At 31.5% G+C, this 15,385-nt stretch carries 12 protein-coding genes; all 12 read right to left on the bottom strand.

Translation table 11 applies throughout. The features are described 5' to 3' along the window. Positions 1–149 precede the first annotated feature (149 nt). Positions 150–1,043 (bottom strand): UDP-3-O-acyl-N-acetylglucosamine deacetylase, encoded by an 894-nt coding sequence (gene lpxC, locus M9408_RS02315; RefSeq protein WP_250257054.1) that lies wholly within the window; start codon positions 1,041–1,043, stop codon positions 150–152. A 102-nt stretch (positions 1,044–1,145) separates the two neighbouring features. Next, positions 1,146–2,312, bottom strand: coding sequence for a cell division protein FtsZ (ftsZ, locus tag M9408_RS02310; RefSeq protein ID WP_250257480.1), 1,167 nt, complete (start codon positions 2,310–2,312; stop codon positions 1,146–1,148). 78 nt (positions 2,313–2,390) lie between these two features. Further along, a complete protein-coding gene (gene ftsA / locus M9408_RS02305) occupies positions 2,391–3,647 on the bottom strand; it encodes a cell division protein FtsA (RefSeq protein ID WP_250257053.1) in 1,257 nt (418 codons plus the stop codon). Positions 3,648–3,676: 29 nt separating this feature from the next. After that, positions 3,677–4,492 carry a cell division protein FtsQ/DivIB gene (locus M9408_RS02300; RefSeq protein WP_250257052.1) on the bottom strand — a complete coding sequence of 272 codons (816 nt, stop codon included), beginning with the start codon at positions 4,490–4,492 and terminating at the stop codon, positions 3,677–3,679. A 119-nt stretch (positions 4,493–4,611) separates the two neighbouring features. Further along, entirely contained in the window at positions 4,612–6,051 is a 1,440-nt protein-coding gene (gene murC, locus M9408_RS02295; protein ID WP_423775065.1) for a UDP-N-acetylmuramate--L-alanine ligase, read from the bottom strand. A gap of 58 nt (positions 6,052–6,109) precedes the next feature. Beyond that, a complete protein-coding gene (murG, locus tag M9408_RS02290; protein WP_250257051.1) occupies positions 6,110–7,177 on the bottom strand; it encodes an undecaprenyldiphospho-muramoylpentapeptide beta-N-acetylglucosaminyltransferase in 1,068 nt (355 codons plus the stop codon). After that, positions 7,174–8,370, bottom strand: coding sequence for a cell division protein FtsW (gene ftsW, locus M9408_RS02285; protein WP_250248425.1), 1,197 nt, complete (start codon positions 8,368–8,370; stop codon positions 7,174–7,176). The genes murG and ftsW overlap by 4 nt, the downstream gene beginning before the upstream one ends. Continuing rightward, positions 8,367–9,692: a UDP-N-acetylmuramoyl-L-alanine--D-glutamate ligase gene (gene murD, locus M9408_RS02280; RefSeq protein WP_250257050.1), complete on the bottom strand. Its 1,326-nt coding sequence runs from the start codon at positions 9,690–9,692 to the stop codon at positions 8,367–8,369. The genes ftsW and murD overlap by 4 nt, the downstream gene beginning before the upstream one ends. Positions 9,693–9,699: 7 nt before the next feature. Beyond that, the gene (gene mraY, locus M9408_RS02275; RefSeq protein WP_250257049.1) at positions 9,700–10,785 is read right to left on the bottom strand and encodes a phospho-N-acetylmuramoyl-pentapeptide-transferase; all 1,086 of its coding nucleotides are present in this window, start codon (positions 10,783–10,785) and stop codon (positions 9,700–9,702) included. Beyond that, positions 10,770–12,143, bottom strand: coding sequence for a UDP-N-acetylmuramoyl-tripeptide--D-alanyl-D-alanine ligase (gene murF / locus M9408_RS02270; protein WP_250257048.1), 1,374 nt, complete (start codon positions 12,141–12,143; stop codon positions 10,770–10,772). Before murF ends, mraY begins: the two co-directional genes overlap by 16 nt. Then, positions 12,140–13,651 (bottom strand): UDP-N-acetylmuramoyl-L-alanyl-D-glutamate--2,6-diaminopimelate ligase, encoded by a 1,512-nt coding sequence (murE, locus tag M9408_RS02265; RefSeq protein ID WP_250257047.1) that lies wholly within the window; start codon positions 13,649–13,651, stop codon positions 12,140–12,142. Before murE ends, murF begins: the two co-directional genes overlap by 4 nt. Before the next feature lie 37 nt (positions 13,652–13,688). Next, positions 13,689–15,380 carry a peptidoglycan glycosyltransferase FtsI gene (gene ftsI, locus M9408_RS02260; RefSeq protein ID WP_250257046.1) on the bottom strand — a complete coding sequence of 564 codons (1,692 nt, stop codon included), beginning with the start codon at positions 15,378–15,380 and terminating at the stop codon, positions 13,689–13,691. Positions 15,381–15,385 lie beyond the last annotated feature (5 nt).

Below are 15,385 nucleotides of genomic sequence, written 5' to 3'. Positions count from 1 at the left end.
TATATGTAGTAACACAATAAAATTTTTAAAGAATTAAATAGTAATAATGAGTAAATAATGGGTTTATCTTAAACAAGTCGGATATATTTATGTGTTAAAATTTATGATTGATATTGTCATATTTTATATTTTTAAATATGAATAGATATCTAAAATAATAAAGGTAGGTCAGACGCTTTAGAAAAAGTAGCGATTTCCCATGACTCTTGGCACGATAAAACGGTTTTTAATAATTTATTATTTAGGGTATGCCCAGATTTAAAAGCAATAAAAGAACCGATAAGGTTGTGTCCGCACATAAATAGATCACCAATAGCATCAAGCATTTTATGCCGAACAAATTCATCGTCAAAACGCAATCCATCTTCATTAAGTACGCGATCATCATCAATTATTATAGCTGAATTGAAGCTTCCTCCTAAAGCAAATCCACGAGATTGTAAATCTTTTACATCACGCATAAAACCAAAAGTACGTGCTCGACTAATATTATGAACAAAAGATTCTGAAGAAAAATTAAAAAAACAATGCTGCGTATTAACGTTAATAGCTGGATGATCAAAATCAATAGTAAAATCAAGCGTAAACCCATCAAATGGTCTTAATTCAGCCCACTTATCACCATCTTCAACACGTACAGTTTGTTTTAATCGGATAAATTTTTTAGCGCTGTTAAGTTCTTCTATTCCAGCATCTAATAATAAACATACAAAAGGGTTAGCACTACCGTCCATTATTGGTACTTCAGGAGCATTCAATTCTATAATAATATTATCAACACCTAATCCTGCTTGAGCAGCACTTAAATGTTCAACAGTAAAAATTTGAGTACCGTATTCATTAATCAAACATGTACATAACGCAGTGCTCCCTACTGATTTAATATTAACTTGAAGATCTACAGGAGGATATAAATCAGTACGACGATAAATGATACCAGTATTTGCTGCAGTAGGGCGCAAAGTTAATGTCACTTTTTTACCAGTATGTAACCCTACTCCAGTAATTTGTACAACGCGTTTTAATGTTCGTTGTTTTATCATGATATTATCTCATGTAATTATTATGCCATCACTATATCAAAAAAATTATATAGATATATATTTGTATTTTTATGAAGATTGTTTATCAATATTATCTTTAATTTAATCTTCTTGTTTTCTTAAAAAAGCAGGAATATCTAAATAATCTGTATCCTTATCAATAGTTGTATTCTGCTGATTAACTGTAGCGGATGATGTATGCCTAGATTCCTTGAAAAAGGTAGATACTCTTTGAGAAGAACGATTATGATAATGGTTATTTTGTACTATTTTTTTTTCTTCTTTAATATTTGATCGAATAGCATCTGAACGCTTATCAATACCGATTCCTGTTGCAACCACAGTAACGCGTAATTCGTTATTTATATCTGGATCTAAAGCAGTACCTATTACTACCGTTGCATTATCAGAAGCAAAAGAACGTATAGTATTGCCCACAGTTTCAAATTCATCTAATCGTAGATCTAAACCAGAAGTAATATTTACTAAAACACCACGCGCTCCAGACAAATCAATATCTTCTAATAAAGGACTAGCAATAGCTAATTCGGATGCTTCTTCTGCTCTATCGTCTCCACATCCTACTCCAGCTCCCATCATGGCGTACCCCATTTCCGACATTACTGTGCGTACATCTGCAAAATCTACATTCATTAAACCGGGTCGAGTAATTAATTCCGCAATACCTTGAACTGCCCCTTTTAATACATCATTGGCAGCACTAAATGCATCTAATAATGATATACCTCGTCCTAAAACTTTCAATAATTTATCGTTTGGAATCGTTATAAGTGAATCTACATATTTAGATAGTTCAGAAATTCCTTGTTCAGCAAACACCATACGTTTTTTCCCTTCAAAATTAAAAGGTTTAGTAACTACAGCTACAGTTAAAATACCTAAATCTTTAGCCACTTCGGCTACTATCGGAGCTGCTCCTGTTCCAGTTCCTCCACCCATCCCTGCGGCGATAAAAACCATATCTGCACCTTCTATAGTGGCTTTTAATACATCACGATCTTCTTCTGCAGAGTTACGACCAATTTCTGGATTAGCACCTGCCCCTAATCCTTTAGTAATAGAACTACCAATTTGGATGGTTTGACCTATTGTCATCTTTCTTAAGGCTTGAGCATCAGTATTAACAGCAAAAAAATCTACGCCTTCAATACGTTCACGCAACATATGCTCAACTGCATTACTGCCGCCTCCGCCAATACCTACAACTTTAATTACCGCGTCACTAGTTAATTCCATTGGTTCAAACATAGTTTTCTCCATATTACTTCAATTATTTTAAAAATAAATTTTTAACGGATTTAGCATATTTTTATATTTATAAAAATTTTAAAATTCTTTTTTTAACCAATTATTCATTTTTTTTATCCAACCTTTAATTGTTATTCCTTTTTCTATATCTATCTCATTGTTTAAATGAGATTCTTTTCCATAATGTAACAATCCAATAACAGTAGAATACTGTGGATTTTTGACATCATCTATTATTCCATTCGTGTTGATGGAAGACGCAATGCGAACTTGGGTATGAAATACTTTTTGCGCACAAGCTGACAATCCGTCTATAAGAGATGCTCCACCAGTTAACACAATACCTGCTGCAAGATGATGTTTAATATTGATTTGGCGAAGTTGTGATTGCAATTGTAGTATTTCTTGATTAACTAACATCATTAACTCAATATATCGAGGCTCGATTATTTCTGCTAACATATGACGTTGTAAAATACGAGGGGGTCTACCTCCAACACTTGGCACTTCTATATTTTCTCCCTTGCTAATTAAAGATTCTAAAGCACAACCATAACGTATCTTAATTATTTCTGCATCAGACAATGGTGTTCCAAAAGCATAGGCAATATCACTAGTAACTACATTTCCAGCATATGGAATAACCTTAGTATGACGTAAAGCTCCAGCAGTATATATTGCTATATCCATTGTACCACCACCAAGATCTACAACGCAGACGCCTAACTCACGCTCATCTTCTGTTAAGACAGCATAACTTGATGCCAATCCGGAAAATATCAGTTGATCTACCTGCAATCCACATCGCTCTACTGCTTTAACAATATTCTTAGCCATATCATTATGGCAAGTAATCAAATGGACTTTAGCTTGCATTCTAACCCCAGATAATCCAACTGGATTTTTTATCCCTTCTTGATAATCAATAGCATAATTCTGTGGAATGACGTGTAATATTCGATGTTCATCACGTATTTTAACTGATTTAGCTATATGCACCACATTATCCACATCTGATTGTGTTACCTCTTCTTCTGAAATAGGTACCATACCTATTTCATTTTTACAACTAATATGTTTTCCAGATAAAGAAAGATAAACAGATGAAATTTGACAGCCTGCCATTAATTCTGCTTGATTAATAGAATATTGTACACATTTTATTACTGACTCCAAATTATTTACTCCTCCTTTATCCATACCACGCGATGGACAATATCCTAATCCAACAATATTTATTATTCCATCGGGCAAAACTTCACCTACCATTGTAGTAACCTTAGCTGTGCCAATTTCTAATCCTACTAGTAATTTTTTATCTGAAGTTTTGATCATATTTGTATTTGCCCTTATTTATTTTTTCTTTATTTATTATAAAGCACGGGAGTAATCGAATTGGAAATCCATCTTATAGCAAATCCTGATTGATAACGTAAATCTATATAATCAATATATTTATTATTGTTATTAATTTCTTGAAGAAGAACAGGATAAATTTTAATGAAATAATATAATCGTTCGATTATATTATTTCTACCTAATTTTAGATGAATATTATCTTGTAAAATCAGTTCCCATGAATAACGTATATCCATTTGTATTGATTTTATTTGAAATGTGTTAGACTTTAATATTGCATTAAATATGTGGTAATTAGTTAATACAGCTTTTTCACTGCCTTTTGGTCCATATAGATATGGAATTTTTGTGTCGTTATCTTGATTTTGGTATTCTTTAGGTATACTAAAAATAGTTCCTGCTACACTAATGGTTTGTGAATTATTCCAGTACGCTAATGGAACATACTCTACTATGTGTAGCTTTAACGTGTCTGGCCATTGCTTCCTTATACTCACTTGCTGAATCCATGGTAAATATTCAATTTCTTTTTGAATAATATTAATATCCTGAGTTATAAATGTACCTAATGCGCCTAATTTTATTATTATTCGATTAATATCTGTATTAGTAGTATAACGACGATTTCCAGTTACTATTATATAAGATACAGGATAGCGACAAGAATTATAAATCCATGTTTTTATACAATAAAAAATCCAAATAACACCAATTACAGCGATAATTAATAATATCCAATCTAATAATGAATAACGAAATTGATAATACCTGCCTAGCTTTAAACTATGTTTAGTTATTGTGTTTTTACGTGTGTTTAACACTGCCTGCAGTGTTTTAGTGATCTATTTATTTTCATGATTTTACTATCATAAAATTTATTGTTATCTCATGCATACTTATATTTTATACTGTTTATTATGATAATTTTATATATATATTGTTATTTTTTAATGATTAATTCGCGCACAATCTCACTAACTGTACCTGCTCCTTGAATTAAGAGCAAATCATTATTTTTCAAGAATTGAGTTAGTATATCTGATAACATCTGCGTGCTTGATATAAATATTGGATTAATTTTCCCATGTTTACGAATGGTACAACACAGAGATTGACTGTCTGCTCCTAAAATAGGTGTTTCACCAGCAGAATAAACATCTAGTATTAAAAGAATATCTACATTAGAAAGTACATTAACGAAATCATTGTATAATTCTTTTATACGTGTATACCTATGAGGTTGAAATACCATAATTAATCGTCTATCAGGCCATCCAATTCGAGCTGTTGTAATAGTAGCATATAACTCAGCAGGATGATGTCCATAGTCATCTATTAATATAAATTCTCCTATTTGACGATTTATTTTATTTAAAGGATAATGACCTAGATTTTCAAAACGTCGTTGCGTTCCTTGAAAATATAACATAGTTTTAAGAATATGTTCATCACTAATTCCTTCTTCAGTTGCTACAGCAATAGCAGCCGTAGCATTAAGTGCGTTATGGCAACCAGGGACATTTAAAGTTACCTTTAATTTTGATTTATTTGGACGTAATACAGTAAAACTACTTTTTTCTATATTTTGATGATAATCAAAAACATGTAAATCAGCATTCTTATTAAAACCATAAGTGATAATTTTTCTATTAATCTTGGGTAAAATCTCACAAATTATGGGATCATCAATGCAAACCACAGCATGTCCATAAAATGGTAGATTATGCAGAAAACTAATAAATGCTTTTTTAAGACATTTGAGATTACCTTGATATGCATTTATATGATCAGTATCAATATTAGTAATTACCTCTACTATGGGATGTAAATGCAAAAATGAACCATCACTTTCGTCTGCTTCTACGATTAAATAACGACTATATCCAAGGCGAGCATGCGCACCTTCCGATTTTACTACACCTCCGTTTATAAAAGTTGGATTTAACCCTGACTCAGTATAAATATTAGCTATCATTGCTGTAGTAGTAGTCTTTCCATGCGTTCCAGAAACAGCTATTCCATATTTAAATCTCATGAGTTCAGATAACATTTCTATTCGTTTAATAATAGGAATTCGAGCTTGTCTCGCAGCTAAAATTTCCGGATTATTTGGAGTAATAGCACTAGATATGACGATAACATTAGCGTTATTTATATTACTATACTTATGGCCAAAATAAATTTTTACCCCTATCTCAAGTAAGTGACGGGTCGCATTATTATGTACAATATCAGAACCAGTAATATCATAACCTTCATACATTAATACTTCTGCAATGCCGCACATACCAGTTCCACCGATTCCAACAAAATGTATTTTTTTGATATGATTCATTATTAACATAACATCTCTTGATGTAAATAATGGTATATTAGGCATATCCATTCAATATATTTTAATATTTTCTATATATCAAAAATTGAAATTATTAGTATATTTATTTTTTTAAATATTCAATTATTAGTTTAGAAACTTGTTGGGTTGCATTAGGCATAGCCACACCTCTAGCGCGTTGAGCCATACTGCATAATGTTTTTCTGTCCCAAGATTCTAGCACTGTACTAACATAATCACTTGTAAAGTTTTTCTGTTCAATAATTTTTGCTGCTCCTACTTGTACTAAAGGCATAGCATTCCAATATTGTTGACGGTCTTTATGATGTATAAAAGGTACAAATATTGCCGGCAATCCTACGACCGACACTTCGCTTACTGTTAATGCACCAGCGCGAGAAATCAATATATCTGCCCAAGAATATGCTTGAGCTATATCATCAATAAATTTTACAATTTTATGAGAGTTTTGTTTTATTTTTTGGTAAGCCCATTTTACTTTTTTGAAATCTTGCTCTCCAACTTGATGCCATATGATCAGTTTATTAGATAATTTTTCTGCCATGTTTGGAATAATTTTGTTTAATATATGAGCCCCTTGACTACCTCCAACGACCAAAACACGAATAGGGCCGACACGGCCTTGCCATCGTTGAACTGGATTTGGAATTGCCAATATTGTTTGTCGTATTGGGTTTCCTACTATTTTAGCATTAGGAAAGGTATTAGGAAATCCCTGTAATACTTTTGCAGCAAATATTGATAAATACCGATTAGTTAAACCAATAATTCTATTTTGTTCGTGTATTATTAACGGAATACCACACGTCCATGCTGCTAATCCACTAGGACCAGAGACATATCCACCCATTCCTAAGACTATATCAGGTTTCCAATGTTTTATAATTTTCCGTGCTTGATATACTGCTAAGCAAATATATAACGGCATTATACACTTGATGTGTAATTTTTCGCCATGCCACCTTTTAATACGAATAAATTTAATATCAATACCATATTTGGGAACTAGTTTAGCTTCAATACGATCTGCAGTACCCAGCCAAACAACTTGATATCCATTATCAATCAAGTAATGAGCTACTGACAATCCTGGAAATACATGCCCTCCACTACCACCTGCTACTATCAAAATTCTTTTTTTTTGATTCATTTTTTCGTGCTCTTCAAAAAAGCTTGATCTTTAGATAAACGTGTTTCAAAATCTATTCTTAATAACAGCATGCTTGCCATTACTGTAGCTAAAAAACTAGACCCTCCATAGCTAATAAACGGTAATGTTAACCCCTTAGTGGGTAATATTCCGCTAACAGTTCCTATATTGATAAATATTTGTAATCCAAACCAAATACTGATAGAACAAGCCAAAATACCAGAAAATCTATGATTAATATTCAAAGCGCTATATCCAATAGTCATGGCACGAAACACAACTATAAATAACATAAACAATACTAAAATTGCTCCAAAATATCCTAATTCTTCTGCAAGGATAGAAAAAATAAAATCAGTGTGAGCTTCAGGTAAATATTCTAACTTAAGTATAGAATTTCCTAATCCTTCTCCAAAACATTTTCCGCGACCAAATGCCATTAATGATTGAGTTAATTGATAACCACTGCCAAATGGATCTTTCCATGGATCCCAAAATGTAAGTATACGTTGTATACGATACGGTTTAATTACAATCAATAATGCAATTAAAAATATATTAGATACAAAAATCAATGCTAACTGCCATAATTTGGCTCCGAAAAGAAATAATATAGACAAAGTGGTAATAAATAGAATAATAATACTACCAAAATCAGGTTGCGCTAATAATAATATAGCTAATAGTATCATGATTACTATGGGTTTAGATATATCCCAAAAATTAGCACGTATTTCTTTTGATTTACGCGTTAAATAATTGGAAAGATAGCAAATAAAAAACAACTTTGATAATTCTGCAGGTTGAATACATAACGAACCCAACATTATCCAACGTGACGCTCCATTAGTGGAATTATTTAATATTAATGCTATTATTAACGTTATGTAACTATACAATAACATTATAAAACTATAATTCTGCCAAATTATCATTGGTATTCTTAAAATAACTACAGATAATAGGAATGTTATACTATAATAAATAATTACACGCTTTATGAAATAGTATGGATCATTCACTAATCGTATTCCAATAGGAATCGATCCTGAACTAATGATAATAAAACCAATACAAATTAATCCCAATACAAACCAAAAAAACAGACGATCATATAATACATCAATATGTGATAATTTTTTTTTATGCGATTTTAATAAGTGATTAATAATTTTTTCTTTTAATACTCTCATTGTCCAAATTCTCGTGCAAAATAGGTAAACATATATCCACGCGTTGCAAATGATTTAAATTGGTCCAAACTAGAGCAAGCTGGAGATAACAAAACTATGTCTTTTTCTTTTGTACGACGATTAATAATTCGCATTGCTTGTATCATTGTATTTGTGAGAATGACATTGTCAAAACCTAGTTCTGTCAATAATAATCCATCTTTTCCGAAGCAATAAAGGTGTATTTCATATTGTTTAATTAAACGTTTTAATGTAGAAAAATCAGCTAATTTTCCATCACCTCCCAGCATCAAATGTAGTGTCCCAGATAATGTTAAGTTGTTAATAGCTTCTGTAGTTGCATTAACATTAGTAGCTTTAGAATCATTAATCCAGCTAACTCCATGGTTTTTATAAACCAATTGACAACGATGCGTTAGTCCAGAGAATTGACACAATACCTTTAAAGAAATAGAATGAGGAATATTAAAAATATCTGATAATGCTAAAGCGGATAATGCGTTAATATAATTAATGCGACTATTGATTTTCATTGAGGAACAATTAAGCACGTATTCGTTGCGTGCGATTATCCAATTATCTCCTTTATAATGTTTCAGATGATAATCTGCGGAATCTTCATTTATACCGAAACTCACACAGTAATCATAACCATCATATATGGGTTCTGTTAAAGGATCTAAAGCATTCATTACACAAACTGTAGCATTTTTATAAATTTTTTGCTTAGAAAGATAATATTGCCTTAATCCACCGGGATAACGATCCATGTGGTCTTCGCTAATATTCAAAATTATCGCTGCTTTTGCGCGTAAACTATAAGTTGTATCTAATTGAAAACTTGAAATCTCCAATATATACAATTGATATGATTTATTTAATAAAGAAAGAGCAGGTACGCCTATGTTTCCTGCAACACCAACATACCAGCCAACACCCTGAACTATCCTAGAAATTAATTGGGTTACTGTGCTTTTTCCGTTAGATCCAGTAATAGCTATTATCGGAGCAGTTACCTCCCGAGCAAACAATTCAATATCACCAATAATCTCTACTCCTGATTTTAATGCTTCAATTAAAATAGGATGATCTAATCGTACTCCAGGACTAACTACAATTAATGTAGCACTTAATAACCATATATCGTTAAACGCACCCAAATAATACTTTACAATATGTGGTAATTGACTTATCCCTGGAGGATGCGCACGAGTATCTATTACTTTTGGTATTATACCACGAGCTAAAAAAAAATTAACACAAGATAAACCCGTAATTCCTAAACCGATAATCACAACTTGTGATCCTCGATAATTATTCATATTTTTATTACCGTATTTTCAAAGTAATTAATCCAAATAGAACCAATATTAATGATATAATCCAAAATCGAACTATAAGTCGAGGTTCTGGACAACCTTTTAATTCAAAATGATGATGAATCGGTGTCATTTTAAATATTCGTTTTTTAAATAATTTGAAATAAATTATTTGCAAGATCACAGATATGGTTTCTATTACAAATACGCCGCCCATAATTAATAATAAACACTCTTGACGTAATAATACTGCAATTATTCCAAGCGTACCTCCAAGTGATAAAGAACCTACATCACCCATAAATATTTGAGCTGGATAAGTATTAAACCATAAAAATCCAATACCAGCACCAATAATGGCAGCGCATACAATTATTAATTCTCCAGAAAGAGCAAGGTAAGGAATATGTAAACAATAAGAAAAATATATATCACTAGTTATAGATGCGACTAAAGCTAAGCCAGCCGTAATTAATATTATGGGCATAATAGCTAATCCATCTAATCCATCAGATAAATTAACTGAATTACTTGTTCCAACAACGACAAAATACGCTAGTACAATATACCAAATACCTAATTGTGGCATAAAATTTTTAAAAAATGGCACTACTAATTGTGTAGATACAATGTTGTGGTCTAATATAAACATAGTAATAATCAACGTTAATGCAATTAACGATTGCCAAAAATATTTGTGTAATGCACTTAAACCGACAGTACTTTTTCTTTTTATTTTTAAAAAATCATCAATTAATCCTAATATCCCATATGTTATTAATATAAATGATACATACCATACATATAAGTTAGACAAATCAGCCCACATCATTACCGATATAAAAATAGATAGAAGTATTATAATTCCACCCATAGTGGGCGTACCTTGCTTTTGAATATGTGCTTTTGGTCCATTCTCACGTACTATTTGAAAAAAACGTAAATTATGAAATCGTTTAATTACATAAGAACCTATCCCCAAAGAAATAAATAATGCTAACAATAAACTAGCAATAACCCTAAAAGTTAAATGACAAATAATACTAAAATTAGATGAATATAGTACTAATAGATGCTTTATCAACCAAAAGAACATTTCTTTTCATCCTTGATAGCATTGATTATTTTCTCCATTTCAAAAACACGAGATCCTTTTACTAACACGCTAATTGATGTATAACTAGATAACATTTTTTTAATATAAATAATTAATTTGTGTTTATTTCTAAAATGTTCTCCTCTTCCAGACATTTTAGAAATAAAATAACTGGCGCTACCAATAGTAAGAATTTTATTTATATTTGTCGTTGCGATTAATTTACCAATATAAGAATGATATTTCATCTCTTTATATTTCCCTAATTCTGACATATCACTAACTACTAATATGCGATAACCTGGCATTGTGGTTAATACGTGAATTGCAGATATCATAGAACCAACATTAGAGTTATAAGTATCATCCAACAATACTTTACCTTCACCTAAAATAATTGGAAACAACCTACCAGGTAACGGTTTTACATTTTCCAATCCAGTAACTACTTCCGATAACCCCGCGCCTACAGAAAACGCAAGAGCGCTAGCGGCTAAAGCATTAGATATATTATGTCTACCCAACATTGGTAGCAATATTGGAGAGATCCCATATGGGCTGTGCAAAAGAAACCGCATTCCATTTTTTTCAGAAATAATATTACTTGCAAAAAAATCTACACCAATATTAGTATGCAAAGAAAAATTCCATATAGATTTTCCTCGTAATATTTTACGCCACAAATACAAAGCATGGTTATCTGCATTTATAATACCTTTTCCACGTGAATCTAATTCAGAAAAAATCTTTCCTTTCTCTTTTTTTATTTTGGTTAATGATCCAAATCCTAATAAATGTGATGGGTAAATATTGTTTACTAAAGCTGAATTAGCAGAAACGATCTTGCTTAATTGTATCAGTTCTCCTGGATGACTCGAACCTAATTCAATGATTGCAAAATTATTTTGTTTGGTTAAACGTAATAAAGTGATTGGAACTCCAACTGTATTATTAAAGTTACCTTGTGTTGCGACTGTATTCCCACAATTCTTTAGTATAGATGTGGTCATTTCTTTTACTGATGTTTTACCACTGGACCCAGTTATAGCAACAACTTTTGCTGACACTTGTTGACGTACCCAATGTGCTAACATTAGCAAAGCATAACGAGTATTAGGTACAATTAATTGAGGAACATCTAATAACATATAATTACTTACTAATAATGCTTTAGCGCCAGAATCGATGGCTTGGGCGGCAAAATCATGACCATCAAAACATTTACCTATCAGTGCTACAAACATACATTGTTTGTAAATAGTATTCGAATTAATAGTAATGGAATTAATGATTAAATCTATACCAACATGTTTTGCATTTAAAATTGGCGCTATTTTACAAAGACTAAATGGAATCATGATAAAGTTATTTTTAAAAATTTTTTTACTATGTCTTGATCAGAATGATATATGCGATTATTTCCTATAATTTGGTATTTTTCATGGCCTTTTCCAGAAATCAATATGATATCTTCTGAACACGCTTGGGAAATAACAGTGCGTATCGCACTATAACGATTTTTAATAATTTTAATAATTTTTTTTGAATTTGATAGACTTACACCATACATAATATCATTTACGATTGATTGTGGTTCTTCAGTACGTGGATTATCATTAGTAATAATAATGCGATCAGCATATTGTTTTGCAACATAACCCATTAAAGCACGTTTACTTTGATCTCTGTCGCCTCCGCAACCAAAAACGCACCATAATTGGCCATAACAATATTGCCTAATTGAAATCAGCACTTTTTTTAATGCATCAGGAGTATGTGCATAATCTACTATAATTGTAGGACGCCCATTAGAACCAAATACTTCCATTCTACCAATTATAGGCTGTAATTGAGATGATGCGTGAACTAATAACGATAAAGGATATCCCAATACTAATAATGCGCCTAAAGCCAATAATAAATTATTAACATTAAATTCTCCTAATAATTGGCTATGAATTATTCCGCCTCCCCAACTTGAATCAAAAATAATGTTTGTATAGTGCAAGTAATAATTCACTTTGATCACAGATATCCATTTACCTTTCCAAAAAAACGGTAAATTTCTTGTTGTGGTTACTGCAACTGCCTGTGGTAAATAATACAACCATCGGCAACCAATAAGATCATCAGCATTGATAACATATTTCTCTACATGTAATTCATTAAATAATCGCCATTTAGACATTAAATATTGCTCCATGTTACCATGATAATCTAAATGGTCATGACTTAAATTGGTAAATATAGCAACTTTAAAATATAAAGCATCTACACGATGTTGAGATAATCCATGTGATGATATTTCCATTGCAACAAATACAATCTTATCTTTAATAAATTGATCTAATATTTTTTGAGTATCAATAGCAGAACAAGTCGTATTGTCGGATAAAGACATATTATCTAATATCCCGTTACCTAACGTACCCATCACAGCACTTTTCTCCCCTAATAATTGAACCCAACTAGCTAATAAATGTGTAACAGTAGTTTTCCCATTAGTGCCAGTTACACCAACTAAATTCAAAAAACGGGATGGATGATTATAAAAGATTCCTGCCATATCAGATAAATGCTGTGATAAATGATTTATATAAACTACAGGTATTTCATTTGTATGATAACTATATTTTTTAGATATTGTTGTATTGTTCCAAGATTCTGAAAGAACTGCTGCGGCTCCTTTTTTAATTGCATAATCAATATATAATCTTCCGTCAGTCCTATAACCCTTGACCGCTATAAACAAATTTCCTAATGTAACATCTCTACTGTCCAATTGTATTCCTGTTAATATGGGACTAACAGAATTATTAGAAACGCATGGTAGAAGAAATTTATATAAATTATGTAATTCATGCATATAATTTTTTTATTAAAAAGATTGTAATATTTTTAAATTATTGTAAAAAATCTGGAGCAATATTCATTATTTTTAACGTATTGCCCATAACTGCACGAAACACTGGCGTAGATACCATATTTCCATAATAGTGACCATTTTTAGGATCATTTATAACTACTGCTAAAGCAAATCTAGGATTACTCGCTGGAGCTACTCCAGCAGCACATGCAATATACTTGTTAATATATTTTCCATGTGATCCTACTGTCTTGACAGTACCAGTTTTTACTGCAACCCGATATCCTTTAATCGTTTCCTGATAACTATTACCTGGTAACAATACGCTCTCCATCATATCTAGAACAGCGCGTACTAACGGTCTTGGAAAAACTTGATGTCCTAATGTTAAAGGAGAATCAACTCGTATGATAGAAAGTGGTTTAGATACTCCCATCCCGCCAATAGTAGCATAAACTTTAGCCAATTGTAATGGGGTAATCATTAAGCCATATCCATAAGAGAATGTGGCTCGTTCTATATCTGACCAACATTTATCATATGGGTATACCCCGCTACTTTCCCCTATTAAGCCTATATTAGTCGTCTTACCCATTCCAAAATTTAAATATGTGTTTACTAGAGTTGTTGCGGGCATGGATAACGCTAATTTAGAAACACCAACATTACTAGATTTTTTCAATATTTCTCCAATAGTTAATTTATCACGATAAATTACATCCTTGACTTGATGTCCATTAATCACATAAGGAGATGTATTCACAACAGTACCTGTTGTTATTATGTTGTGTTTTAATGCAGCCATAACCACAATAGGTTTTACTGTTGAACCTGGCTCAAATGCATCAGTAATAGCACGATTACGCATAACGGATTTATTAGTAACAGATAAATTATTTGGATTATATGATGGATAATTCGTCATAGCCAAAATTTCTCCAGTATTAATGTCTATTAATACTACGCTCCCAGACTCTGCCTTATTTATACGTATAGCATTATTTAATTCATGATATGCTAAATATTGTAGACGTTCATCGATACTTAAAACAATATTTTGAGAAGCTTGTCCATTTTCTATAGTAGTTTCCTCAATTGTTCTACCAAATCTATCTTTTCGTATTACTTTTGTTCCGGGTTGACCAGATAACGAAGTATTGAAGCTTTTTTCTATACCTTCGATACCTTGACTATCTATATCTGTTATTCCTATTAAATGCGCAGTTATACACCCAGCAGGATAATACCGTTTTGATTCTTGTTGTAAATATACTCCCGGTAATTTAAGTTGACTAATACGCTGAGAAACAGAAGGATCTATTTGTCGCGCTAAATAAATAAATCGCCCTGTAGCATGATTACTAATAAGAGATGATAGCTTGTCTAATGATATATTTAATATTTTAGATAACATTCTCCAACGACAGATCTCAGAAGAGATACCGCCATTCCTATTAATTTTATAAGGATCCATCCAAACTGAATCAGCCGGTATACTAATTGCTAGCAATTGACCCATTCTATCAGTAATGAAACCCCGAGGGAACGAGATATGTTGCACACGCAATGAACGCAAGTTTTCCTCATTAATTAACTTATTAGAATAAATGATTTGTAAATAAGTCAATCTTAATAGCAAGATAATTAATATAAAAAAAATACAACTGTACAATAAGTTAAAACGTGTACTGCTTAAAATTAATTGGAAATTATAAGGTTTAAACTTCATACAAC

The sequence above is a fragment of the Candidatus Blochmannia vicinus genome, assembly GCF_023586525.1.
Lineage (GTDB): Bacteria > Pseudomonadota > Gammaproteobacteria > Enterobacterales > Enterobacteriaceae > Blochmanniella > Blochmanniella vicinus.
The sequence above is the reverse complement of the archived record's forward strand: the minus strand, read 5'-3'. Positions and strand labels throughout refer to the sequence as shown.